Annotated in this window: 19 protein-coding genes, 1 pseudogene and 1 CRISPR repeat array (1 of these 21 only partly in view); of the genes and pseudogenes, 10 read left to right on the top strand and 10 right to left on the bottom strand. The window is 60.7% G+C overall.

What is annotated here, in order from left to right; all coding sequences use genetic code 11:
- Positions 1-14: 14 nt before the first annotated feature.
- Positions 15-560, bottom strand: coding sequence for a cupin domain-containing protein (locus BXU06_RS05495; RefSeq protein WP_077297583.1), 546 nt, complete (start codon positions 558-560; stop codon positions 15-17).
- Positions 561-908: 348 nt separating this feature from the next.
- On the opposite strand from BXU06_RS05495, the pseudogene BXU06_RS17280 reads away from it, so the two are divergent.
- From BXU06_RS17280 to BXU06_RS05460, 8 genes and pseudogenes are all read left to right on the top strand, one after another.
- Positions 909-1091 (top strand): annotated as a pseudogene (locus BXU06_RS17280) (gamma-glutamyl-gamma-aminobutyrate hydrolase family protein); the annotation flags it as partial.
- Between the two features lie 24 nt (positions 1092-1115).
- Positions 1116-2450 (top strand): glutamine synthetase family protein, encoded by a 1335-nt coding sequence (locus tag BXU06_RS05490; protein ID WP_077297581.1) that lies wholly within the window; start codon positions 1116-1118, stop codon positions 2448-2450.
- 70 nt (positions 2451-2520) lie between these two features.
- Positions 2521-3906 (top strand): aspartate aminotransferase family protein, encoded by a 1386-nt coding sequence (locus BXU06_RS05485; protein ID WP_077297579.1) that lies wholly within the window; start codon positions 2521-2523, stop codon positions 3904-3906.
- 154 nt (positions 3907-4060) lie between these two features.
- Complete coding sequence (motA, locus tag BXU06_RS05480) at positions 4061-4927, top strand: flagellar motor stator protein MotA (protein ID WP_077297577.1); 867 nt, start codon at positions 4061-4063, stop codon at positions 4925-4927.
- 26 nt (positions 4928-4953) lie between these two features.
- Positions 4954-5868 carry a flagellar motor protein MotB gene (gene motB, locus BXU06_RS05475; RefSeq protein ID WP_077297575.1) on the top strand — a complete coding sequence of 305 codons (915 nt, stop codon included), beginning with the start codon at positions 4954-4956 and terminating at the stop codon, positions 5866-5868.
- The gene (locus BXU06_RS05470; protein ID WP_077297573.1) at positions 5865-6596 is read left to right on the top strand and encodes a trans-aconitate 2-methyltransferase; all 732 of its coding nucleotides are present in this window, start codon (positions 5865-5867) and stop codon (positions 6594-6596) included. The genes motB and BXU06_RS05470 overlap by 4 nt, the downstream gene beginning before the upstream one ends.
- Entirely contained in the window at positions 6593-7933 is a 1341-nt protein-coding gene (locus tag BXU06_RS05465) for an HDOD domain-containing protein (RefSeq protein WP_077297571.1), read from the top strand. The genes BXU06_RS05470 and BXU06_RS05465 overlap by 4 nt, the downstream gene beginning before the upstream one ends.
- Positions 7934-7999: 66 nt before the next feature.
- Entirely contained in the window at positions 8000-8779 is a 780-nt protein-coding gene (locus tag BXU06_RS05460; RefSeq protein ID WP_077297569.1) for an RNA methyltransferase, read from the top strand.
- A 107-nt stretch (positions 8780-8886) separates the two neighbouring features.
- Here BXU06_RS05460 and pnp read toward each other — a convergent pair whose 3' ends face one another.
- The 7 genes from pnp to rimP form a co-directional block, all read right to left on the bottom strand.
- Positions 8887-11037: a polyribonucleotide nucleotidyltransferase gene (pnp, locus tag BXU06_RS05455; protein ID WP_077297567.1), complete on the bottom strand. Its 2151-nt coding sequence runs from the start codon at positions 11035-11037 to the stop codon at positions 8887-8889.
- A 269-nt stretch (positions 11038-11306) separates the two neighbouring features.
- A complete protein-coding gene (rpsO, locus tag BXU06_RS05450) occupies positions 11307-11576 on the bottom strand; it encodes a 30S ribosomal protein S15 (protein ID WP_077297565.1) in 270 nt (89 codons plus the stop codon).
- 96 nt (positions 11577-11672) lie between these two features.
- Positions 11673-12593, bottom strand: a complete 921-nt coding sequence (gene truB / locus BXU06_RS05445; RefSeq protein WP_077297563.1) for a tRNA pseudouridine(55) synthase TruB — start codon at positions 12591-12593, stop codon at positions 11673-11675.
- Between the two features lie 115 nt (positions 12594-12708).
- Positions 12709-13122: a 30S ribosome-binding factor RbfA gene (rbfA, locus tag BXU06_RS05440; RefSeq protein WP_077297561.1), complete on the bottom strand. Its 414-nt coding sequence runs from the start codon at positions 13120-13122 to the stop codon at positions 12709-12711.
- An 81-nt stretch (positions 13123-13203) separates the two neighbouring features.
- Complete coding sequence (gene infB, locus BXU06_RS05435) at positions 13204-16320, bottom strand: translation initiation factor IF-2 (RefSeq protein ID WP_077297559.1); 3117 nt, start codon at positions 16318-16320, stop codon at positions 13204-13206.
- Positions 16321-16396: 76 nt separating this feature from the next.
- The gene (gene nusA / locus BXU06_RS05430; RefSeq protein ID WP_077297557.1) at positions 16397-17875 is read right to left on the bottom strand and encodes a transcription termination factor NusA; all 1479 of its coding nucleotides are present in this window, start codon (positions 17873-17875) and stop codon (positions 16397-16399) included.
- Positions 17876-18018: 143 nt separating this feature from the next.
- Positions 18019-18444, bottom strand: a complete 426-nt coding sequence (rimP, locus tag BXU06_RS05425) for a ribosome maturation factor RimP (RefSeq protein ID WP_077297555.1) — start codon at positions 18442-18444, stop codon at positions 18019-18021.
- Between the two features lie 389 nt (positions 18445-18833).
- On the opposite strand from rimP, the gene BXU06_RS05420 reads away from it, so the two are divergent.
- Together BXU06_RS05420 and BXU06_RS05415 are read left to right on the top strand one after the other, a co-directional pair.
- A complete protein-coding gene (locus BXU06_RS05420; RefSeq protein ID WP_077297553.1) occupies positions 18834-20516 on the top strand; it encodes a long-chain-fatty-acid--CoA ligase in 1683 nt (560 codons plus the stop codon).
- A gap of 104 nt (positions 20517-20620) precedes the next feature.
- A complete protein-coding gene (locus BXU06_RS05415) occupies positions 20621-20986 on the top strand; it encodes an ArsC family reductase (protein ID WP_077297551.1) in 366 nt (121 codons plus the stop codon).
- 91 nt (positions 20987-21077) lie between these two features.
- Here BXU06_RS05415 and BXU06_RS05410 read toward each other — a convergent pair whose 3' ends face one another.
- Positions 21078-21392, bottom strand: a complete 315-nt coding sequence (locus tag BXU06_RS05410) for a pyrimidine/purine nucleoside phosphorylase (protein WP_077297549.1) — start codon at positions 21390-21392, stop codon at positions 21078-21080.
- A gap of 253 nt (positions 21393-21645) precedes the next feature.
- Positions 21646-22017, bottom strand: coding sequence for a hypothetical protein (locus BXU06_RS05405; RefSeq protein WP_077297547.1), 372 nt, complete (start codon positions 22015-22017; stop codon positions 21646-21648).
- Between the two features lie 133 nt (positions 22018-22150).
- Positions 22151-23222: direct repeats of the CRISPR family, unit length 28 nt; unit sequence GGTTCATCCCCGCGTCTGCGGGGAACAC; it runs 970 nt beyond the window's last position.

The following is a 23222-nucleotide window of genomic DNA, read 5'->3' as shown; positions in this document are numbered from 1 at the left end:
CCACTCAGAACGACTCAGAAGGTGGGCGGCGAGCTGGCGCTGACCACTTCGCAGAGGGTATCGCCCACATTGCGAAAACGGTGTGGCTGCTGGCTGTCAAAGTAATAGGCATCACCCGGCCCCAGCACGCGCGATTCGCTGCCGACAGTGACTTCAATCTGGCCGCAAATCACCACGCCGCCTTCCTGGCCATCATGCTGCAGCATGTCCGGGCCGGTGTCAGCATTGCGCTCGTAACGCTCGCGCAGGATGGCGATATCGCGCCGTTCATGGCCCACGCCCACCAGACGCAGCTCAATGCCGTTATTGCCCAGGTCGGGCAGTTCATCACGGCCATAAAACACTTGCTGCGCCGCCGGCTCGGCATCAAAGGTGAAGAAATCGGCCAGCGACATGGGCAGACCTTCCAGCACCTTCTTCAGCGAGCTGATCGACGGGCTGACCCGGTTCTGTTCAATCAGGGAAATGGTGCCATTGGTGACCCCGGCCCGTTTGGCCAGTTCACGCTGTGACAGTCCGTATTTGTCCCTCACCATGCGCAAGCGCGCGCCCACATCCATGACAACCCCTTCTGCAATTTGATCACACTGTTCACAATTCTAGACGCATCTGCGGCCTGCTGGCGCGACGATGGCACGAATGCTGCATGGCAAAAACCGTTTTTCTTGGCATGTCGCGTTGTTTATCGGCAGAATTCACCGACAATCTGTCTGAATTGTAGATTTTTTTAAACAAATCCTGCGATCTGCCGCCGGCCTTGCCCGCTGCCATTGTCGTATGGCTTAGCCGCCACCATGCCACATGGTAATCGCAGTTGGCGCAGAAATTAACAACTTAATCCATGCGTCAGCGTCGCCGTCGCATGCTGACGCTGGCCTGAACCGTCATCGGGGGACGCCCGCGCACGGAATGGGCTGATTGAAGCATTCAGGCTTCCCGGCGCTCCCGGCTGGACGTATGCTGTGCAATGGCATCCGGAATGGCAGTTATCAGGCCCCTCCAGCCTCGCTGGCCCTATTTACCGCCCTGGACGCTGCCTGTCGGCAGCACCGGGCCCGCCGGGCCGGGCCATGTGCCCGCCCTGGTTTTGACACACGCCCGCAAGGAGAACTCGCATGAGCAGCTATATGGTGGAATGGATGCGAGAGCATCGGATTACCGAAGTGGAATGTATCGTGCCGGACATGACCGGCGTGGCGCGGGGTAAAATCGTGCCCAAGGATAAATTCATCAGCGAACCGGAAATGCGCCTGCCCGAGGTGGTGCTGATCCAGACCGTGACCGGCGATTATCCGGATGACAGCGTGCTGGACCCGGTGGACGCCGATATGATCCTGCAGCCAGACCAGAACACCATCCGCTTTGTGCCATGGGCAGTGGATCCCACCGCGCAGATTATCTTCGACTGCTACAAGTCGGACGGGCAGATGTCCGAAGCGGCCCCGCGCGCCGTGTTGCGCCGGGTGCTGGATCTGTACGCCCAGCGCGGCTGGTCGCCGGTGATTGCGCCGGAAATGGAGTTTTACCTGATTGCCACCAACCCGGACCCGGATATTCCGGTCACGCCGCCGGTGGGGCGCACCGGTCGGGCCGAATTTGGCCGGCGCTCGTATTCGATTGATGCGGTCAACGAATTCGACCCGCTGTTTGAGGATATTTACGACTACTGCCACGCGCAGAATCTGGAAGTGGATACGCTGATTCACGAAATCGGCACCGCGCAGATGGAAATCAATTTCCTGCATGGCAATCCGCTGGATCTGGCCGACCAGGTATTCCTGTTCAAGCGCACCGTGCGCGAGGCGGCGTTTCGCCATGGCATGTACGCCACCTTCATGGCCAAGCCGATGGAAGGCGAGCCGGGCAGCGCAATGCACATGCACCAGAGTGTGATCAACACTGCCACCGGACAGAACCTGTTTTCCAATGAAGACGGCGAGCCATCGCAGGCGTTTTTCCATTTTATTGGCGGCCTGCAGCACTATCTGCCACAAACCATGCCGTTTTTTGCCCCGTATGTGAACTCCTACCGGCGGCTGACGCCGTACTCGGCGGCACCGACCAATGTGCAATGGGGGTTTGACAACCGTACCGTGGGCTTGCGCGTGCCGCACTCCAGCCCGGCAGCACGCCGGGTGGAAAACCGCGTGCCGGGGGTGGATGTCAACCCGTACATCGCCATGGCGGCGTCGCTGGCTTGCGGTTATCTGGGCATGGTCAAGCAGATTGACTGCGCCGAGCCGGTGCAGATCAACGCCTACTCGCTGCCCTACGAAATGCCGCATGGCACCGAAGAAGCACTGAACCGGCTCAAGGGCTGCCCGGAAATTGCCGAGATTCTGGGCCCGCGTTTTGTCGAGCTGTACATTGCCATGAAAGAAAAAGAGTTTTCTGAATACTTCCGGGTCATCAGCCCGTGGGAACGCAAGTTCCTGCTGCTGCATGTCTGATCATCTGTCTGTACCTGCTGCCCGGCCCTGACCCGGCAGCAGGCGATTGCCCTTGCACAAGGATACGCCCATGACCTTAGCAACCCGCAGCACCGCTGACTGGCAAGCGCTGGACGCTGCCCACCACCTGCATCCGTTTTCTGACACCCAATCGCTGAACCAGACCGGCAGCCGCGTCGTGGTGAAGGGCGATGGCGTGTATATCTGGGACTCTGAAGGCAATCGCATCATCGACGGCATGGCCGGGCTGTGGTGCGTCAATCTGGGCTATGGCCGCGAGGAACTGGCTGACGCTGCCTACCAGCAAATGCGCGAACTGCCGTTCTACAATACTTTTTTCAAGACCACCCACCCGCCGGTGATCGAACTGTCGGCGCTGCTGGCCGAACTGACCCCACCGCAGTTCAACCATGTGTTTCTCACCAATTCCGGCTCGGAAGCCAACGATACGGTGATTCGCATGGTCCGCCACTTTTGGGCGGCACAAGGCCAGGCCAGCAAGAAGGTGCTGATTGGCCGCTGGAACGGCTACCATGGCTCCACCATCGGCGGCGCTTCGCTGGGCGGCATGCGTTATATGCACGAACAGGGCGACCTGCCCATTCCCGGCATCGAGCATATCGAGCAGCCATACTGGTATGTCAATGGCGGTGAGCTGAGCCCGCACGACTACGGTCTGAAAGCCGCGCAGGCGCTGGAGGCCAAAATCCTGGCGCTGGGCGCAGACAATGTTGCCGCCTTTGTTGGCGAGCCCATTCAGGGCGCGGGCGGGGTGATTGTGCCGCCAGACAGCTACTGGCCGGAAATCCAGCGCATCTGCCGCGCGTACAACATCCTGCTGGTGGTCGATGAAGTGATTTGCGGCTTTGGCCGTACCGGGCAGTGGTTTGGCAGCCAGCATTTTGGCATCGAGCCCGATCTGATGCCGATTGCCAAGGGCCTGTCATCCGGCTACCAGCCGATTGGCGGGGTGATGGTCAGCGACCGGGTGGCCCAGGTGCTGATTCAGGAAGGCGGCGACTTTAACCACGGCATGACGTATTCCGGTCATCCGGTGGCGGCTGCCGTGGCAGTGGCCAACCTGAAAATTCTCCGCGATGAGGGCATTGTTGATCAGGTGCGCGAAAAAACCGGCCCGTATTTGCAGCAAAAATGGCGGGAAACCTTTGCCGGCCATCCGTATCTGGACGATGTGCGCGGTGTGGGGTTTTTGGCAGCCTTTACCTGGGTCAAGGACAAATCGCGGCGCGAGCTGTTTGCCGAACCGGGAACTGTCGGCACAATCTGTCGGGATATCTTCTTTAAAAACAACATTATCATGCGTGCCGTCGGCGACAGCATGGTCTGCGCACCACCGTTGGTAATGACCACGACAGAAATTGATGAGATGATTGCACTGGCCGCACGTTGTGTTGACCTGACCGTCCAGGCACTGGAAGCACGCGGGCTGGTGTAAGCTGCCAGCGAAACCCCCTCAATTCAATGAGGATAAAAGTTTTCGCAATGGCGAGCGGGTTTGATAGAATCGACCCGCTTTTCTGTTTGTTGCGTCCCGTCTTAACTTGAGGCGGAAGCAGACGATAGATAACAAAACCCAGGGATCTCGGTACATGTTTGTAATCATCGGCTACATCATCGTTTTTTCCAGCGTTATCGGCGGCTTCATTTTTGCTGGCGGTCACGTTGCGGCCCTTCTGCAACCGGCAGAATTCATCATCATTGTGGGTGCCGCTGTCGGGGCCTTCATCACCGCCCACGGTGGCGCGCCGATGAAAGCCATTTTCAGGGCCATCCCGGACTGCTTTCGCAGCTCGCGCTACAACAAGGCGCTGTACATGGAGCTGTTTGCCCTGCTCTATGAACTGCTGTCCAAGGTGCGCAAGGAAGGCCTGATGTCGATTGAAGCCGACGTCGACGACCCGCAAAACAGCCCAATCTTCTCCAAATACCCGATTGTGGTGGCGGATGAAGTGGCCATCGAGTTTCTGTGTGACTACCTGCGCCTGATGGTGGGCGGCAACCTGAACCCCTTCGAAATCGAAAACCTGATGGACATCGAAATCGAAACCCATCACAACGAAGGCAGCATGCCGGTGGGTGCCCTGGCCCGCATGGCCGACTCCCTGCCGGCCTACGGTATTGTGGCGGCGGTGATGGGGGTGGTGCACACCATGGAATCGGTGGGGGTTTCCCCGGCAGAACTGGGCCGGCTGATTGCCGCCGCGCTGGTGGGTACCTTCCTCGGTATCTTGATCTCCTACGGTTTTATCGGTCCGTTGTCCAACCGCATGGAACACCGCCTGAACGACGTGCATCGCGTCCTGCAGTGCATCAAGGTCACCCTGCTGGCCAGCCTGAACGGCTACGCACCGCCGGTGGCGGTGGAATTTGGTCGCAAGGCGCTCAACAGCGAAGATCGTCCGGGCTTCCTGGAACTGGAAGAACACCTCAAGAAAGCTCGCAGCGGCGGTCGTTGATCGCAGGTTGAGACAAGGCAGGAATCATGGCAGACGAATCTCAACGCCCCATTATTGTCAAACGCATCAAGAAGGGTCATGGCGGCCATCACGGTGGTGCCTGGAAAATTGCCTACGCCGACTTTGTGACGGCCATGATGGCCTTCTTCCTGCTGCTGTGGCTGTTGTCCTCGGTATCGCAGGGGGCGCTGAACGGGGTTGCAGAATACTTCCGCACCCCGCTCAAGGTGGCGCTGATGGGCGGTAGCCGCTCAGGTGATACCACCAGCGCCATCAAGGGCGGTGGCCCGGACTTCACCCGCTCCGATGGCCAGAAGCGCAAGTCGCAAGATGTGCTGGATGAAAAAACCAAGGAAAAAGTGGTCTTGCAAAAGCTGCAGCAGCGCATCAAGGAAGCCATTGAAAACAACAAGGTGCTGCAGCAGTATAAAAATCAGCTGCTGCTGGAAATGACCACCGAAGGTCTGCGCGTGCAGATTGTCGATGAGAAAAACCGGCCCATGTTCGATTCGGGCAGCGCACACTTGCTGCCGCACACGCGTGAACTGCTGCGTGAGCTGGGCAAGCAGCTCAATGAAGTGCAAAACCGTCTGTCAATTTCCGGCCACACCGACGCCTCGCCGTATTCAGCAGGCGACAAGGGCTTCAGCAACTGGGAGCTCTCGGCGGATCGGGCCAATGCCGCCCGTCGCGAGCTGATTGTCGGCGGACTGCAGGACAGCAAGCTGCTGCGCGTGGTGGGCCAGGGGTCGGCCACGCCGATGGACAAGGCCAACCCGCTCAATCCGATCAACCGGCGCATTTCCATTGTGGTGCTGAACAAGGAAACCGAAGCCTCGATCATGCGGGAAAGCGAAGCTGGGGCCACGGTCTACGCGCCGCCAGGGCTGACCACGGCAGGATCTCCCCCGGCTGCACCTAGCCAACCTGCGGCACAATGACGGTATTTTATCTGCGCCAGCTGTCCATCTTTGCGATGGCGCTGGCGCTGGCCGTTCTGCTGGGCCTGCTGGGTGCGCCCTGGCCGCTGGTCTGGCTGCAGCCGCCGCTGGCGCTGGCTCTGGCCATCTGGCGTCAGGCACCGCGCTGGTGGTGGCTGTTGCACCTGCTGATGTTGCCGGCCATGGTGCTGGCGCTGGATGCCCAGCTGCCGGCGTGGGCCTACCTGCTGGCTGCCTTGCTGCTGTTTGGCCTGAGCCGCAATGTGCTGACCGACCGTGTTCCGCTGTTTCTGACCTCCCGCGCGGTGCTGGAGGTGCTGGCCGCCCGTCTGCCGCCGGGTGCCCGCCTGCTTGACTTGGGCTGCGGCACCGGGCGTTTGCTGTTTGGCCTGGCCCAGCGCCGTCCCGACCTGCAGCTGCATGGGGTGGAAAGCGCCTGGCTGCCGTGGTTGTGGGCTTACCTGCGGGCGCGGCTGGCCGGCTTACCCCAAGTGCGCATTACCTTGGGCAATCTGTGGCAAGCACCACTGGCCGGGCATGATGTGATTTATGCGTATTTATCCCCCGAGCCGATGGCACGAATCTGGCATAAAGTTCAACAAGAAGCTGTGCCGGGCGCCTGGTTCATCAGCAACTCTTTTGCCGTTCCGGATGTCCAACCTGACGAATGCATCCCGATTGACGATGCAACCGCTTCAACCCTGTTCATTTGGCGTTTGACAACATGACTACCTGGCTCGACACCCTGACCCTCCATCGCCTGCCGGTGTTGCAGGCCACATGCACCCGCGTCGAGGAATTTCGCCGCATGCCCAGCGACCAGTTCAATCTGGCCGATCTGTCCAATGTGGTGTTGGCCGACCCGCTGATGGCGTTCCAGGTGCTGCGCAGCACCGGGCGCATTGAACGCACGCGCACCTTCAGCGAATCGCTCAATATCGAGCATGCGCTGATGATCCTCGGCGCGAATGCCTTTTTTGAAGAATTTGCCAAGCTGACTGCGCTGGAATCCATCCCCACCCTGTCGCAAACCGGGGTGGACCAGATCATCAGCATGATGTCCCGCTCACGGGTGGCCGCCTTGCTGATCAAGGACTGGCTGTCGCTGATGGAAGAACACCGGGTGGAAGACTGCTTTGTGGCCGCCCTGTTGCACAATGTGCCAGCCTGCTGCTTCCGCGCCGAATCCGGCGTGGACAAGAACTTCCCGTCGCTGGACGCCATGGCCCGGCAGGCGGGTTTTCTCGACTACAAGCAGATGATCGAACGCTTTATCGAAAGCCAGCGCCTGTCTGACCTGCTGCTGGATCTGCTGACCACGCCACCAGGGTTTGACCGCCGTCGCCTGCTGCTGAAAAGCGCGATTGAAGTGGCCAATATGCTGGAGCAGGGCTGGTGGCGCATCGAAGTGGTCGAAAAAATCATCGGCGTCTCCCATCTGCTGGCCAAGCCGTTTGAAGTGGTGTGGAACGACATGATCCAGCTGATTCTGGCCGTGGCCCGTACCCCACAAGTGCCAGGCTATTCGCTGCTGGCCCGTCAGCTGGCGGCCATGCCGGAGCCGGAACAACCGATCAGCCAAAGCTTCCTGAACCTGAGCATTCAGTGGGACCCGGCAAATTCTGCCGAACCCCCGGCAGAATTTGACGAGGCACTCAGCTGGGTGGTGCGTTTCATGGCCAAGGACATGGCGCAGGAGCGGGTGATTTTCTTCCGCCACAATGCACCACAAGGCCAACTGAGCGCCACCCAGTTTGTCGGCCTGAACGATGACGACACGCTGATTGCCCGCCCGCTGCAGCTGGCCCAGCACCCGTTCTTTGCCAGCCTGGGGCAAAAAGCCCAGGCCTTCCGCTGCCTGCCCGGCCAGCTGGAGCGCCTGCGCGCCACCTTTGCCGACGACTTCTTTACCCGCATTGGCGACCATGGCTTTGCCGCCATGTCGGTGGTCAAGGAAGGCCGCCTGCTCGGGGTGTTCTACTTCGACAACTGTACGTCGGGCAAGCCGGTGGACGACGTGGTGTACCAGCAATTCAAGACCGCCGTTTCGCGCCTGTGCGCCTGACCCTACGCCACTGACCCCTGTACGGCCCGCCGCTCTGGCGGGCCGTTGGCTTTTGAGACCTTGGCCATGACCCCGATTTTTTCTGTTCACAACGACCATATCAAGGCACTGGCCCGGCTGGCCGGCAAAGCTGCCGAGCGCCGCAGCAGTGGCCAGCTATTGCTGGAGGGCATCCACCTGCTCGATGCCTATCTGGCCCGGCACACCCAGGTGGAAGAAGTGCTGATCCAGACTGACGCGCTCAGTCATCCTGAAGTCCACGCCCTGCGCCGACGCCTGCCGGCCAGCTGCCGTCAGGTGGAAGTCAACACGGCAGTCATGGCCAAGCTGAGCAGCCTGAGCACACCCGGCGAACTGGTGGCAGTCGTCGCCCTGCCGGCCCCGCCTGCCGAGCCCGAGCAGGGCAGTATCTTATTGCTGGAGGCCGTGCAGGATCCTGGCAATCTGGGGGCCATTCTGCGCACCGCCGCTGCGGCGGGTATCCACCAGGTCTGGCTGTCACCACACTGCGCCGACCCGTGGTCGGCCAAGGTGCTGCGTGCCGGGATGGGCGCACACTTTGCCCTGGATATCCGCACCGACGCCGAATTGGGCGATGTGCTGGCCGGGTTTGCCGGCCCCAGCCTGGTGACCAGCCTGCAGGCCAGCGCCTCGCTGTACGCCACTGACCTGCGTGGGCGCTGCGCGTTTGTGTTTGGCAACGAAGGCGCAGGGGTGTCGGCGGCGTTGCTGGCCGCAGCCAGCCACCCGGTGCGCATTCCGATGCCAGGCGAGGCAGAATCGCTGAATGTGGCCGCAGCGGTAGCGGTGTGCCTGTTTGAACAGGTGCGCCAGCAACTGGGTTGAGTGAGACAGATAAAAAAATCCCCACCCCCGGCCATGGCGCGGGGGTGGGGATTTTTTTGCGGCTGGCCACACGCCGAAAGTGCATCGGCGCGTGGCGGGTTTAGTACTTACTCTTGAACAGCAGCCACGTCAGCCGGGGCGGCTGCCGGTGCAGCAGCGGCAGCTTCTTCGTTCAGCACGGCCTTGATCGACAGGCGGATGCGGCCACGCTCGTCGGTTTCCAGCACCTTGACGCGAACCTGCTGGCCTTCCTTGAGGTAGTCGCCCACGTTGGCGATACGCTCGTTGGCAATCTGGCTGATGTGCACCAGACCATCACGGCCCGGCATGATCTGCACGATGGCACCGACGTTCTTGTCGAGGATCTTCATCACGATGCCTTCGTAGATCTTGCCGATTTCCACTTCAGCAGTGATCTGTTCGATGCGGCGCTTGGCGGCTTCGGCACCGTCGCCGGAGATCGAAGCGATGGTGATCAGGCCATCTTCGCCGATGTCGATGCTGGTGCCGGTTTCTTCGGTAATCGCGCGGATCACCGAGCCACCCTTGCCGATCACGTCGCGGATTTTTTCCGGATTGATCTTCATGGTGTACAGACGCGGCGCGTGGGCGGACAGCTCTTGCGGGGCTTCCACGGCATTCTTCATCAGGCCGAGGATGTGCAGACGGCCTTCCTTGGCCTGATCCAGCGCCACGCGCATGATTTCCTTGGTGATGCCCTGGATCTTGATGTCCATCTGCAGTGCGGTCACGCCGTTGGCAGTGCCGGCTACCTTGAAGTCCATATCGCCCAGGTGGTCTTCGTCACCCAGGATGTCGGTCAGCACGGCAAAGCGGTTGCCTTCCAGAATCAGGCCCATGGCGATGCCCGCCACATGGTCTTTCAGCGGCACGCCAGCATTCAGCATGGCCAGGCAGCCACCGCACACCGACGCCATCGACGACGAACCGTTGGATTCGGTGATTTCCGACACCACGCGCATCGAGTAGCTGAAATCTTCCTGCTTGGGCAGCACGGCAATCAGCGCGCGCTTGGCCAGGCGGCCATGGCCGATTTCGCGGCGCTTCGGGCTGCCCACGCGACCGGTTTCGCCGGTGGAGTACGGCGGGAAGTTGTAATGCAGCATGAAGCGTTCGGTGTATTCACCGGCCAGGGCGTCGATGATCTGCTCGTCCTGCTTGGTGCCCAGCGTGGTGACCACCAGCGCCTGGGTTTCGCCACGGGTAAACAGCGCCGAGCCATGGGTGCGCGGCAGCACGCCGGTGCGAATGCTGATCGGGCGCACGGTGCGGGTATCGCGGCCATCAATGCGCGGCTCACCCGCCAGAATCTGGCCACGGACGATTTCAGCTTCCAGGTTCTTGAAGATGCCCTTGATTTCGTTGGCCAGCAGGGTGCCGGTTTCTTCGGTAATCAGCGCGGCCTTTACCTTGTCCCAGGCTTCTGCCAGCTTCTGGCTGCGCAGCTGCTTCTGGCGAATGGCAAAGGCGGCCTTGATGTCGGCACCAGCCACTTCACGCACCTGGGCAATCAGCGCTTCGTTGCGCGCCGGTTCGGCCCAGTCCCACAGCACCGGGTTGACTTCGTCAGCCAGGGCATTGATGGCGGCAATGGCGGCCTGCATTTGCTCATGGCCAAACACCACGGCACCCAGCATCACGGCTTCCGGCAGTTCGCGGGCTTCGGACTCCACCATCAGCACGGCGCGCTGGGTACCGGCGACAACCAGGTCGAGCTCGCTGGTTTGCAGTTCGGTTTTGGTCGGGTTCAGCAGGTATTCGCCGTTGGCGTAGCCCACGCGGGCAGCACCAATCGGGCCCTGGAACGGCAGGCCAGACAGCGCCAGCGCAGCAGACGCACCAATCATGGCGGGAATGTCAGCGTCGATTTCCGGGTTCAGCGACACCACGGTGGCGACGATCTGCACTTCGTGATAGAAGCCTTCCGGAAACAGCGGGCGGATCGGACGGTCGATCAGGCGGCTGGTGAGGATTTCCTTTTCGGTCGGACGGCCTTCGCGCTTGAAGAAACCACCGGGGATCTTGCCGGCAGCGTACGTGCGTTCCTGGTAGTCCACGGTCAGCGGAAAGAAGTCCTGACCCGGTTTGACGCCTTGTGCGCCCACCACGGTGACCAGCACCACGGTGTCTTCCATGGTCACCACCACGGCACCAGAGGCCTGGCGGGCAACTTCGCCGGTTTCGAGGGTGACGGTATGACGGCCATACTGGAAGGATTTGCTGATTTTATTGAACACGATGTGTAACTCTTGGTAAGGATTGCCGGACACCCGGCAAAACAACGGGAACCCCTAGAAATTCAGGCCGCAGGCGACACGGAATGTCTAGAGGCTCCCCCCGTTGCGACAATAGGCCTACCCGCTCAGGCAGAGGATGCCTTTGGGGCTGGCGCTGGAATGAAAGGCTTCATTCCGCCAGCACGAAGGCCGTGCTGGCGCAGGATGTTTCCCTGCAAAAGCCAAAAAGTCGCAGCAGGCGCTGCGACTTTCCGGCGTGGCTGCAGTAATTACTTACGCAGGCCCAGGCGCGTGATCAGGGTGCGATACGCGTCAGCATCTTTTTTCTTCAGGTAGTCCAGCAGCTTGCGACGGCGGCTCACCATCTTCAGCAGACCACGACGGCTGTGGTGGTCTTTGGTGTTGGCTTTGAAGTGCGGGGTCAGATCGTTGATACGTGCGGTCAGCAGGGCCACCTGAACTTCAGGGGAGCCAGTATCGCCGGCAGCACGTTGAAAATCTTTGACAACACCAGCTTTTTGTTCGGTAGAAACAGCCATGAAACACTCCAGATAAAAATTGGGCGGCACTCGCCCGGTCAAGATACGGTGAGCCGAAACCCTTCCGTTCTCCCTGATGCCCAAGGCCTGCAGGCCTCAGGCGGCTGGCGGGGTAAACGCCAGCAATCGGTCTGGCCACAGCAGGCCATCTGCCCGCATGCGGCCCAGGCCGACAAACCGTTGGTGGGGATCATACAAACGGCAGCCCGTAATTATCGCACCTTTTTCGGCAAGATGCACCGGCTGGCCGTGACAAATTTTCTGCACTTCCACTTCGTCCAGCCCATGCGCCGGCAGGTGGCTGACCAGCACATCCACCGGCAGCAGGGTGGCCAGGCGCGCTTCCGGGCTGAGCGCTTCCAGCGCGTCCAGGGTAATGGCGTCTGCCAGGTCAAACCCGCCAGTACGGGTGCGACGCAGCCCGGTCAGGTAGGCACCGCAGCCCAGAATCCGGCCCAGATCTTCAGCCAGGGTGCGCACATACGTGCCCTTGCTGCATTGTACGTCCAGCACCGCCTGCTGGCCGTCAAACGCCAGAAGCTGCAAACGGTGAATCACCACCGAGCGTGGCTTGCGCTCAATGGTGATGCCTTCACGGGCATAGGCGTACAGCGCCTTGCCCTGATGCTTGAGCGCCGAATACATCGGCGGCACCTGTTCAATCGGTCCGGTCAGCTGGGCCAGCGCAGCCAGCAGCTGGGTCTGGTCAAACGTCACCGGGCCAATGGCGGTCAGCTCGCCTTCGCTATCACCCGTGCTGGAGTTATGGCCAAACTGCACCGTGGCGGTATAGCCCTTGTCGGCATCCAGCAAGTAGGCGGAGAACTTGGTGGCCTCACCCAGGCACACCGGCAACAGCCCGGTGGCCAGCGGGTCGAGCACGCCAGTGTGTCCGGCCTTTTCGGCATGGAAACACCAGCGGGCGGTTTGCAGCGCCCGGTTGCTGGACAGTTCGAGGGGTTTGTCCAGCAACAATACGCCGTGGACAGGCCGTTTGGCCGGTTTGCTTGCCGTCATGAGGAGCTACGCATCTGTGCGGCCACTGGCGTCAGCGCCGCTGAATTAAAAGAAAAATGGCCGGAAACCACGTGACAACGCCTGCCACAGGGCAGGCGCTATCGGTCAGGCACGCTTACTCTGCCGGCTTATCTGCCGGCTTGCTGGCGTCGTCTTCGTCGTCCACGCGCAGTGCCTGGTCAGCCTCGGCCACCTGGTTGATCAGCTGGGTCATGTGCATGCCGCGCTCAATCGACTGGTCGTAGATAAAATGCAGCTGCGGCACGGTAAACAGCTTGATCCGCCGCGACACTTCCGAGCGCAGAAAACCCCCGGCGTGTTCCAGCGCGCGCTGGGTGGTGTCCAGGTCGGTGCTGTTCATCACCGTGTAAAACACTTTGGCGTGCGAGTAATCGCGGGTGACTTCCACCGCAGTCAGGGTCACCCAGCCCACGCGCGGATCTTTCAGTTCCGTGCGGATGATGTCGGCCAGTTCGCGCTGCATCTGGTCGGCAATCCGGTCGGAACGGGCAAATTGCTTCTTCGCCATCAAACACTCCTGTGTGCCGGACAGGGCCGGCCAATGAAAAAGGGGCGGACGCTGCCGCCCGCCCCCATATGGCTTGCCGTATTACAGCGAACGGGCCACTTCGACGATTTCAAACACTTCCAGTTGGTCGCCTTCCTGGATGTCGTTGAAGTTCTTGAGTTGCAGGCCGCATTCGTAGCCTTGCTTGACTTCCTTGACGTCGTCCTTGAAGCGCTTGAGCGATTCCAGCTCGCCCTGATGCATCACCACGTTCTGGCGGATGACGCGCACCGAAGAACCGCGCTTGACCAGACCGTCGGTCACCATACAACCGGCAATCGTACCCACCTTGGACACCACAAACACCTGACGGATTTCCACCGTACCGATGATCTGTTCCTTGCGCTCCGGAGCCAGCATGCCGGACAACGCGGCCTTCACTTCATCAATGGCGTCATAGATGATGTTGTAGTAGCGGATTTCCACATCGTTGGCTTCAGCCTGCTTGCGCGCTTGCGCGTCGGCACGGGTGTTGAAGCCGATGACAATGGCGCGGGAAGCAGCCGCCAGATTGACGTCGGATTCGGTGATGCCACCCACAGCGGAGTGCAGGATGTTGACGCGCACTTCGTCGGTAGACAGCTTCTGCAGCGAACCGGCCAGCGCTTCGCACGAACCCTGCACATCGGCCTTGATGATGACCGACAGGGTTTGCACTTCGCCTTCGGCCATCTGGGCAAACATGTTTTCCAGCTTGGCGGCCTGTTGCTTGGCCAGGCGCACGTCGCGGAACTTGCCTTGACGGAACAGGGCGATTTCACGCGCCTTGCGTTCGTCGGTCAGCACCATCACGTCTTCACCGGCAGCCGGCACTTCGGACAAGCCGAGGATTTCCACCGGAATGGACGGGCCTGCTTCGGTAATCGGCTTGCCGTTTTCGTCGTTCATGGCACGCACGCGGCCAAACACGGTGCCCGCCAGCAGTACGTCGCCCTTCTTCAGCGTGCCGGACTGCACCAGGATGGTGGCCACAGCGCCACGTCCCTTGTCCAGACGGGCTTCCACCACCAGACCCTTGGCCGGCGCTTCACGCGGGGCCTGCAGCTCCAGCACTTCGGCTTGCAGCAGGATGGCTTCCAGCAGGCCGTCGATATTGATGCCCTGCTTGGCCGACACTTCGATGAACTGGGTGTCACCGCCCCAGTCTTCCGGCACCACGCCATGGCCAGACAGCTCCTGGCGGATGCGTTCCGGGTTGGCACCCTGCTTGTCAATCTTGTTCACCGCCACCACGATCGGCACACCCGCTGCCTTGGCATGGTGAACGGCTTCGATGGTTTGCGGCATCACGCCGTCGTCAGCTGCCACCACCAGCACGACAATGTCGGTGGCCTTGGCACCACGGGCACGCATGGCGGTAAACGCTTCGTGACCTGGGGTATCCAGGAAGGTGACCATGCCGCGCGGGGTATCGACGTGGTAAGCACCAATATGCTGGGTAATGCCGCCGGCTTCGCCTGCTGCCACCTTGGCGCGACGAATGTAGTCGAGCAGCGAGGTTTTACCATGGTCAACGTGACCCATCACCGTCACCACCGGGGCACGGGATTCCAGCACGGCTTCGTGATGGCCGCCGTCCACGTCATCCAGATACGATTCCGGATCGTCCAGCTTGGCCGGTTTGGCCAGGTGACCCATTTCTTCCACCACGATCATGGCGGTTTCCTGGTCCAGCACCTGGTTGATGGTGACCATCATGCCCATCTTCATCAGGGTCTTGATCACCTCGGCAGCCTTCACCGCCATCTTGTGGGCCAGTTCGGCCACCGAGATGGTTTCCGGCACCAGCACTTCGTGCACGATCGGCTCGGTCGGGGCCTGGAACTGATGGGCACCCTGGGCATGCTTGTTGCCCTTGCCGCCCTTCTTGGACTTCCAGTCGTTGCGGCTGTCGCCACTGCCCTTGGTTTTCAGGCCGCCGCGTTTCTTGGCACCATCGTCCCAGCCGTCCTTGCCACCAGGTTTCTTGTTGCGGCCTGGGGCATCGTTCGGTTTGGCCGCAGCCGGTGCACCGCCAGGCGCAGCAGCCGGAGCCGGACGCGCCGACGGGCTGCCAGCGGGTTTGGCCGGCTTGTGCAGCACGCTACCGTGCGCAGCCTTGGGGGCCTTGTCAGCAGCAGCCGGGGCGGCAGCCGGTTTTTCCACCGGTGCCGGCGGCTTGCTGGCGGCCACCAGTTTGGCGGCAGCGTCGGCTTCGGCTTGCTGACGGGCAGCCAGACGGCGCGCTTCGCGCTCCTGGCGTTCGCGGATCAGCGCTTCCTGAGCGGCGCGCAGCTTGTCCTGACGGCGGGTTTCTTCCTCACGGGCGGCAATTTCTTCCGGGGAGAGGATGGACGCTGGCGACAGCACGGTACGCGGGGCATTCATGGATGCCGCAGCAGCGGCAGCCGGCGACAGCGGCTTGACCGCTGGCTGGCTGGGGCGTCCGCCCTGACCGCGATTACCGCCGCCCTGACCACGGTTGTTACCCTGGTCACGACGGTTGTTGTTGGCATTGCCTGCTGGCTTGTGCGCATGTGCCGAAGCCGGCTTGGCGGCCTGAGGGGCGGCAGCGGGCTTCGATTCGGGTTTGGATTCCGGTTTGACTTCTGGTTTCACTTCTTTCGCTTCAACTGCCGACGCGGGAGGGGAGGCCGGCTCAGAGGTGGGCGCCGCAGGCGGCGTCGGGGTTTCGACAACAGGCTCAGCTGGCGCGGTTGCCTGGGCAACCGGCGTTTCAGCCTGGGCGGGGGCCGCAGCGGCGCTGGCCGGGGCGGCAACCGGTTCGCTGACCGGGGCGGCGGCAACAACCGCCGGGGCCGGCGCACTGACCACCGGCTCAACTGCAGCGGCACTGACCGGCGCAGGGGTTTTGACAGCTTCTTCTTCCGGCAACATCACAACGCGCTTCTTGCGCACTTCCACTTGAATCGTGCGAGATTTGCCGGTGCTGTCAGACTTGCGGATCTCGGAAGTTTCCTTGCGCTTGAGAGTAACACGGTTATCTACCGTGCCGCCATGTGCGCGGCGCAGATGATTGCGCAGTTGCGTTTTATCCTGCTCGGTCAGCACGTCTTCCATCGAAGACTTGCCCACGCCCGCTGCGCGCAGTTGTTCAAGGAGGTGATCCGGTTGCAGGCCCAATTCGGTGGCAAACTGTTTTACATTCGTTTCAAGCATTCGCGTTCCTAAATTTCCCTATCTTTTTGCCCAGTCCAGCCGCAGGCAGCAGCCTGCTGTCGTTGTTGATCGTCGATCATTCGCTGAACCAGTGCTCGCGCGCTTTCATGATCAGTGCCGTGGCAGCGTCAGCGTCCATGCCGGTCATTTCCACCAGATCGTCCACAGCCAGATCGGCCAGGTCATCGCGGGTGGCAATGCCATGTTCGGCCAGCTTGCGCACCAGATCGGCATCAATGCCCTCGAGGGTTTTCAGCTCCTCGGACACATTTTCCATTTTCTCTTCCGAGACAATGGCCTGAGTCAACAGAGCATTGCGTGCGCGGCTGCGCAGCTCGTTGACGGTTTCTTCGTCGAAGGCGTCGATTTCCAGCATCTCGGCCAGCGGCACGTAGGCCACTTCTTCCAGCGTGGTGAAACCTTCGCTGATCAGCACTTCGGCCATTTCTTCATCGACATCAAGCATGTCCATGAACAGGCTGCGCAGGGCAGCACCTTCGGCTTCGTGTTTTTCTGCCGCTTCATCCACGGTCATGATGTTGAGGATCCAGCCGGTCAGCTCGGAGGCCAGGCGGACATTTTGGCCGCCACGGCCAATGGCCAGCGCCAGCTGGTCTTCCTCGACCACCACATCCATACTGTGCCGTTCTTCATCGACCATGATGCGCTGCACTTCAGCCGGGGACAGGGCATTGATCACATAGGTAGCCGGTTCCGGCGACCACAGCACAATGTCCACCCGTTCGCCGGCCAGTTCGCCGGTCACGGCCTGCACGCGCGAGCCGCGCATGCCAATGCAGGTGCCTTGCGGGTCGATGCGCGGGTCGTTGGCCTTCACCGCAATCTTGGCGCGGCTGCCCGGATCACGGGCAGCGCCACGGATTTCCAGCAGACCTTCCTCGATTTCCGGCACTTCCAGCTCAAACAGCTTTTTGACAAACTCTGCCGAGGTGCGCGACAGCACCAGCTGCGGGCCACGGCCGCCGCGATCCACGCGCAGCAGGTAGGCCCGCACCGGGTCGCCCACGCGCAGGTTTTCTTTCGGGATCATCTGGTCGCGCGGCAGGATGGCTTCCAGCTTGCCGATTTCGATGATGGCGCTGCCACGCTCCATGCGCTTGATATTGCCGCGCACCAGGAAATCGTTGCGTTCCAGGAAATCGTTCAGCACCTGTTCGCGTTCGGCATCGCGGATTTTTTGCAGAATGACCTGTTTGGCGGTTTGCGCGCCAATCCGGCCAAACTCGATGGCCTCCATCGGTTCTTCGTAGAAGTCTTCCAGCTCAAGCCCGGCGTGACGCTCGTCCAGGTCGCTGACGGCAATCTGGCGGGAGGGGTATTCGTGGTCGTTGTCTTCGACAATCTGCCAGCGGCGGAAGGAATGATATTCGCCAGTATTGCGGTCGATTTCCACCCGCACGTCGATATCTTCCTGATTGCATTTCTTTTTGGTGGCAGAGGCCAGGGCCAGCTCCAGTGCACCAAACACGATCTCTTTGCTGACATTTTTCTCACGCGCCAGCGCATCCACCAACAGCAAAATCTCTCGACTCATCTAAACACTCTCTTCCGCATAAGCCGGTTGCGACAGGGTCGCCCGGCCTGGCTGCTCGACGGCACGGGGCACATCAAAGCTGTTGAATATTTCCATGCCTTGCCAGGGCCGAACCTGCCCCTACGGCATGGTCAAACGGCTTTTCAGAACTCCGGCTCAAGCCGGGCCTTGTCAATACTGGACAGCGGGATTTCCACCACCGCGCCTTCAATGTCCAGCCGCACACTGGCGTTTTCCACCCCGGACAGACGCCCGACAAAGTGTTTGCGGCCATCCAGCGGCATGCGGGTTTTCACCTTGGCCAGCTGGCCGGTGAAACGGACAAAATCCGCTTCTTTTTTCAGCGGTCGATCCAGACCGGGTGAAGAAACCTCCAGCCGGTCGTAATCAATGTTTTCCACCATGAACAGACGGGTCAGATGGTTGCTGACCAGCACACAATCGTCCACGGTAATGCCTTCAGGCTTGTCAATAAAGAGACGGAATCCGCCCGACCGGGTCAACTCCAGGTCGACAAATTCGTACCCGAGCCCGACGAGCGTGCTTTCCAGCAACGCACGAACATCCATGTTTTTTCCACAAATAAAAAATGGGCGAAACGCCCATACTGATACCAGAAATTATAACAGACTCTTGAAAGAAAAAGAAACTGTCTGCCCATCGCACGCCAAGTGTGGCAGAAGCCAGCGTTTCAGGCAAGCCAGCGCTGGCCAGCGCCCCACGCCGATGCTGCCCTGCACGATTGACGCAGCAAGAGGAAGTGGACAGATAATGCCCTTACATGCCATATTTCAAACAGTCGTTTGTACAAACGTGCTTGCACGCCACAGCGACCCGACATCTATAAATCAGGCATGGCCGCCAGAATGCGCCGGGTTCACCCCCAGCGCAGGGCACGGCGCGATGCGCCCCGGCACCGTACCGGGCATCACCACCTTTACGATGGAGAAACAAGACAATGGACAAAATCTGGCTGAAGAACTACCAGGCCGGCGTACCCGCCGAAATCGACATCAACCAGTTCCAGTCGGTAGTCGAGGTGTTCGAACGCAGCGTGACCCGGTTTCGCGATCGCCCGGCCATGGCCAATATGGGCAAGGTGTACACCTACGGCCAGCTGGATGCGCTGTCAGCCAAGTTTGCCTCGTTTCTGCAGAACAGCCTGAAGCTGCCTGCTGGCGCGCGGGTGGCGGTGATGATGCCCAATCTGCTGCAGTACCCGGTGGCGGTGTTTGGCATCCTGCGCGCCGGCTATACCGTGGTCAACGTCAACCCGCTGTACACCCCGCGCGAGCTGGAACACCAGCTCAAGGACGCCGGGGTGGAAACCATCGTCATCCTGGAAAACTTTGCCAACGTGCTGCAGCAGGTGCTGCCGCGCACCCCGGTCAAGCATGTGGTGCTGACCCGGATTGGCGACTTGCTGGGCGCGCCAAAATCCTGGCTGGTCAATTTTGCCGTCAAGCATGTCAAGAAAATGGTCCCGGCGTGGAAACTGCCTGCCGTCACTCTGTTTAACGACGCGCTGAAGGCTGGCGCGGCGCAGCCGCTGAACAAAGTGACGATCGGCCATGACGATGTGGCATTTTTGCAATATACCGGCGGCACCACCGGCGTCTCGAAAGGGGCCATGCTGCTGCACCGCAATATTGTCGCCAATATGCTACAGGCTGGCGCGTGGGTCAAACCCGCCGTGCGTGAAGGCCAGGAAGTGATTGTTACCGCACTGCCGCTTTATCATATTTTTTCGCTGACGGCCAACCTGATGGTGTTTACCGAAATTGGCGCACTGAACATCCTGATCACCAACCCGCGTGACATTCCCGGCTTTATTCAGGAACTGAAAAAATACCCGGTCACCGCCATGACCGGGGTGAACACCCTGTTCAACGCCCTGCTCAACCATCCCGAGTTTGCCTCCGTGAACTTTTCCACCTGGCGGCTGGCGCTGGGCGGCGGCATGGCCGTGCAAAAAGCCGTGGCCGACAAATGGAAAGCCCTGACTGGCGTGCCGCTGATTGAAGCCTATGGCCTGACCGAAACCAGCCCAGCCGCGTGCATGAACCCGCTGGATCTGAGAGAGTACAACGGCACCATTGGCGTGCCGATTCCGTCCACCGATATCCAGATTCGTGACAGTCAGGGCCAGGAAGTGGCGTATGGCGAATCAGGCGAACTGTGCATCAAAGGCCCGCAAGTGATGAAGGGTTATTGGCAGCGCCCGGAAGAAACCGCCAAAGTGATCGATGCCCAGGGCTTTCTGGCCACTGGCGACATGGCGATGATGACGCCGGATGGCTATGTCAAACTGGTTGACCGCAAAAAGGACATGATTCTGGTGTCGGGCTTTAACGTCTACCCGAACGAAATCGAAGACGTGGTGGCCAGTCACCCTGGCGTGCTGGAAGTGGCCTGCGTAGGCGTGCCCGACGACAAATCGGGCGAGGTGGTCAAGGTGTTTGTGGTGAAGAAAGACCCCAGCCTCAGTGACAAAGACATCCTGGCCCATTGCAAGGCCAATCTGACCGGTTACAAGGTGCCCAAGTATGTCGAGTTCCGCGACGAACTGCCCAAAACCAACGTCGGCAAGATCCTGCGTCGCGCCTTGCGCGATGAAGTGCGCATGAGCAAGCCGGGCTGACCTCACCTCAGCCCCACCTTTATCTTCCATCCTCACCAGGGCGCAGACCGTGTTGAACGGGGGAATTTCCGGCTACACTGCCGGTTTTTCCCCCGGAGCCCGCCATGCCCAGCGTTACTCTGTACAGCATTCCCAATTGCGACACCATGAAAAAAGCCCGCGCCTGGCTGGCTGAGCACCCGCTGGATGTGGTGTTTCACGACTACAAAAAACAGGGGGTCAGCCCTGAGCTGATCCAGGGCTGGCTGGCGCTAGGTGCCACGCTGGACACTTTACTCAACCGCAAAGGCACTACCTGGCGCAAGCTAGACGACGCCAGCCGTGCCCAGGCCGAACAGCCTGATGGCGCGGTGGCGCTGATGGTGGCACAGCCTTCGCTGATCAAGCGGCCCGTGCTGGTGTGCGATGGCCAGGTGCTGGTGGGATTTTCCGACGCCAGTTATCAGGCATTTTTTGCCGGGCGGCTCTGAGCGCAGCTTGGCTCAACATCCCGAGCCAAAGCCACGCCCCTGAGCGGAATGACTCGCATCAGGGGCGTGGCTTTGGTGTTGACTGGCAGAATTAGCCAAAGTGGCAAACATAGTGCAGCGTATCGCTCACGGTGATGTCAAAGGCGCTATCGCCCGGCACCGAGAACGACTGACCGGCACCGTAATGGCTCACTGCGCTGTCACCCTTGAGCTGCACCGCGCACTGGCCCGCGATGACTTCCATGATTTCCGGCGCGCCAGTATTGAAGGTCAGCGTCGCGCCCGGCAGGATCACCCCCACCGACTTGCGCACGCCATCAGCCAGAATCAGGCTGTGGCTGACGCAACGGCCATCAAAGTAGACATTGGCTTGTTTGACGACGCTGACATTGTCGAACTGTTCCATGAAACAACCCCTTTTGGCGGGCAAAAATAAACGGACTGGCAGTGTACCCGAGCCGGCGACAGAGTTCACCGTTGTTGTGCGGGGATGGGGGGTGTTACGTTATGGTGCGGTCAACGTCAGGGCAGTCGACTTTGCCACCGGCTATGATGATAGGGTTCATCCCCGCGTCTGCGGGGAACACGCCGGACAGTCGAAATACCCGATTGCCCGGCCCTTGTCAGCGTCACTCAGCATGACCGCTGTCAGTAGCCCGCTACTGGCAGTAGCTCTGCCAGCTGATCATGAACATGCGATGCAGCAAATCGTCATCACTAAAACGGCCCGGCTCTATGTCCAGACCGCCTGATGCTGCTCGGTAAACAAACCGGGCAGGCTGCAAACGCTGACCCATTGCGTTATTTCCGCTCCAGGTTCCGCACAGCCTATCATCGCGCTGCTCATACGAGTCAATGCGTGCCGAGTCCGGCACAACCGCAACAGCACGCAACGCACGCTCAGCATCGCGCACAATCGCATTGTGCTGCCACCAGACACCAGCGACAACTGCCGCACAAACTACACCGGCAATGACCAGCAACCCGCGATCATCAACCCTCATGATAGCCCCTCTGAAAATCATCATCATGTCACAATATGCATAAAATATAAAAGACCCCGTTTCTGGGGGCTTCCATTTTCACCACTTACACCACAGACCGTAACTGCTCCACCTTGGCGCGCATCACATCCATCAGCCGATCCATCAGCAGCCCCATCCGCAGTTCATCCCCGCGTCTGCGGGGAACACATGCCCGATCACGTCGCCAAAAATCACAGGGCCGGTTCATCCCCGCGTCTGCGGGGAACACGCCGGGCCGGGTGTTGCGCCCCAGCCGCTCTACGGTTCATCCCCGCGTCTGCGGGGAACACCTGTGCGACACGCCGCAGCGGCGAAATCCATCCGGTTCATCCCCGCGTCTGCGGGGAACACAACTGCTGGCGCGTGAGCCGGTCGCTCCGGCGCGGTTCATCCCCGCGTCTGCGGGGAACACCCACCCGCCGTATCGTCGGCTTTAGCGTCGCCCGGTTCATCCCCGCGTCTGCGGGGAACACAAGTCCGGCTCCAGTCGTGACCCGTCTGCGTTGGGTTCATCCCCGCGTCTGCGGGGAACACTGAAGCGCTGAGAGCGCATGCACAGCCGCGTGCGGTTCATCCCCGCGTCTGCGGGGAACACTCGTGCAGCGCCTTGATGGCCGCATCAGAGGTCGGTTCATCCCCGCGTCTGCGGGGAACACACGTTTCCGTCGCGGTCACGCTGGCCACGGAACGGTTCATCCCCGCGTCTGCGGGGAACACGGGTTCCATGCGACCCATTCTGAGTAAGGTGACGGTTCATCCCCGCGTCTGCGGGGAACACGTGTCACGCTCCCCAAGGGGTTTTTTGATCGTCGGTTCATCCCCGCGTCTGCGGGGAACACAGGTGAAAACGATAGATGCGTTGAATACGAAACGGTTCATCCCCGCGTCTGCGGGGAACACAGACGCGGCGCAACTGTAGCTACCAGTCGCGCCGGTTCATCCCCGCGTCTGCGGGGAACACGTGCCATTGCCAGCATGCCGAACGGTGCACAGCGGTTCATCCCCGCGTCTGCGGGGAACACCCCGGATCAACCTCATCCAAGGCGACGCCATTCGGTTCATCCCCGCGTCTGCGGGGAACACCGCAGGAACGCCGGTCGAAAACGGGCGAGCACCGGTTCATCCCCGCGTCTGCGGGGAACACTGTCAACACCTGCTCCGATTTTTTTACCCAGACGGTTCATCCCCGCGTCTGCGGGGAACACGCCACC

Source organism: Aquaspirillum sp. LM1 (genome assembly GCF_002002905.1).
GTDB lineage: Bacteria > Pseudomonadota > Gammaproteobacteria > Burkholderiales > Aquaspirillaceae > Rivihabitans.
This window is presented reverse-complemented; position numbering and strand designations above follow the sequence as displayed.

Excerpts from the sequence above, each read along its gene's own strand:
- BXU06_RS05410 (WP_077297549.1), bottom strand. The coding sequence starts at position 21,392 with ATGGAACAGTTCGACAATGTCAGCGTCGTCAAACAAGCCAATGTCTAC.
- rimP (WP_077297555.1), bottom strand. The coding sequence starts at position 18,444 with ATGGATGTTCGTGCGTTGCTGGAAAGCACGCTCGTCGGGCTCGGGTAC.
- motB (WP_077297575.1), top strand. The coding sequence starts at position 4,954 with ATGGCAGACGAATCTCAACGCCCCATTATTGTCAAACGCATCAAGAAG.
- BXU06_RS05415 (WP_077297551.1), top strand. The coding sequence starts at position 20,621 with ATGCCCAGCGTTACTCTGTACAGCATTCCCAATTGCGACACCATGAAA.
- motA (WP_077297577.1), top strand. The coding sequence starts at position 4,061 with ATGTTTGTAATCATCGGCTACATCATCGTTTTTTCCAGCGTTATCGGC.
- BXU06_RS05405 (WP_077297547.1), bottom strand. The coding sequence starts at position 22,017 with ATGATGATGATTTTCAGAGGGGCTATCATGAGGGTTGATGATCGCGGG.
- infB (WP_077297559.1), bottom strand. The coding sequence starts at position 16,320 with ATGCTTGAAACGAATGTAAAACAGTTTGCCACCGAATTGGGCCTGCAA.
- BXU06_RS05470 (WP_077297573.1), top strand. The coding sequence starts at position 5,865 with ATGACGGTATTTTATCTGCGCCAGCTGTCCATCTTTGCGATGGCGCTG.
- BXU06_RS05465 (WP_077297571.1), top strand. The coding sequence starts at position 6,593 with ATGACTACCTGGCTCGACACCCTGACCCTCCATCGCCTGCCGGTGTTG.
- BXU06_RS05460 (WP_077297569.1), top strand. The coding sequence starts at position 8,000 with ATGACCCCGATTTTTTCTGTTCACAACGACCATATCAAGGCACTGGCC.
- BXU06_RS05485 (WP_077297579.1), top strand. The coding sequence starts at position 2,521 with ATGACCTTAGCAACCCGCAGCACCGCTGACTGGCAAGCGCTGGACGCT.
- rbfA (WP_077297561.1), bottom strand. The coding sequence starts at position 13,122 with ATGGCGAAGAAGCAATTTGCCCGTTCCGACCGGATTGCCGACCAGATG.
- BXU06_RS05495 (WP_077297583.1), bottom strand. The coding sequence starts at position 560 with ATGGATGTGGGCGCGCGCTTGCGCATGGTGAGGGACAAATACGGACTG.
- nusA (WP_077297557.1), bottom strand. The coding sequence starts at position 17,875 with ATGAGTCGAGAGATTTTGCTGTTGGTGGATGCGCTGGCGCGTGAGAAA.
- BXU06_RS05420 (WP_077297553.1), top strand. The coding sequence starts at position 18,834 with ATGGACAAAATCTGGCTGAAGAACTACCAGGCCGGCGTACCCGCCGAA.
- BXU06_RS05490 (WP_077297581.1), top strand. The coding sequence starts at position 1,116 with ATGAGCAGCTATATGGTGGAATGGATGCGAGAGCATCGGATTACCGAA.
- truB (WP_077297563.1), bottom strand. The coding sequence starts at position 12,593 with ATGACGGCAAGCAAACCGGCCAAACGGCCTGTCCACGGCGTATTGTTG.
- rpsO (WP_077297565.1), bottom strand. The coding sequence starts at position 11,576 with ATGGCTGTTTCTACCGAACAAAAAGCTGGTGTTGTCAAAGATTTTCAA.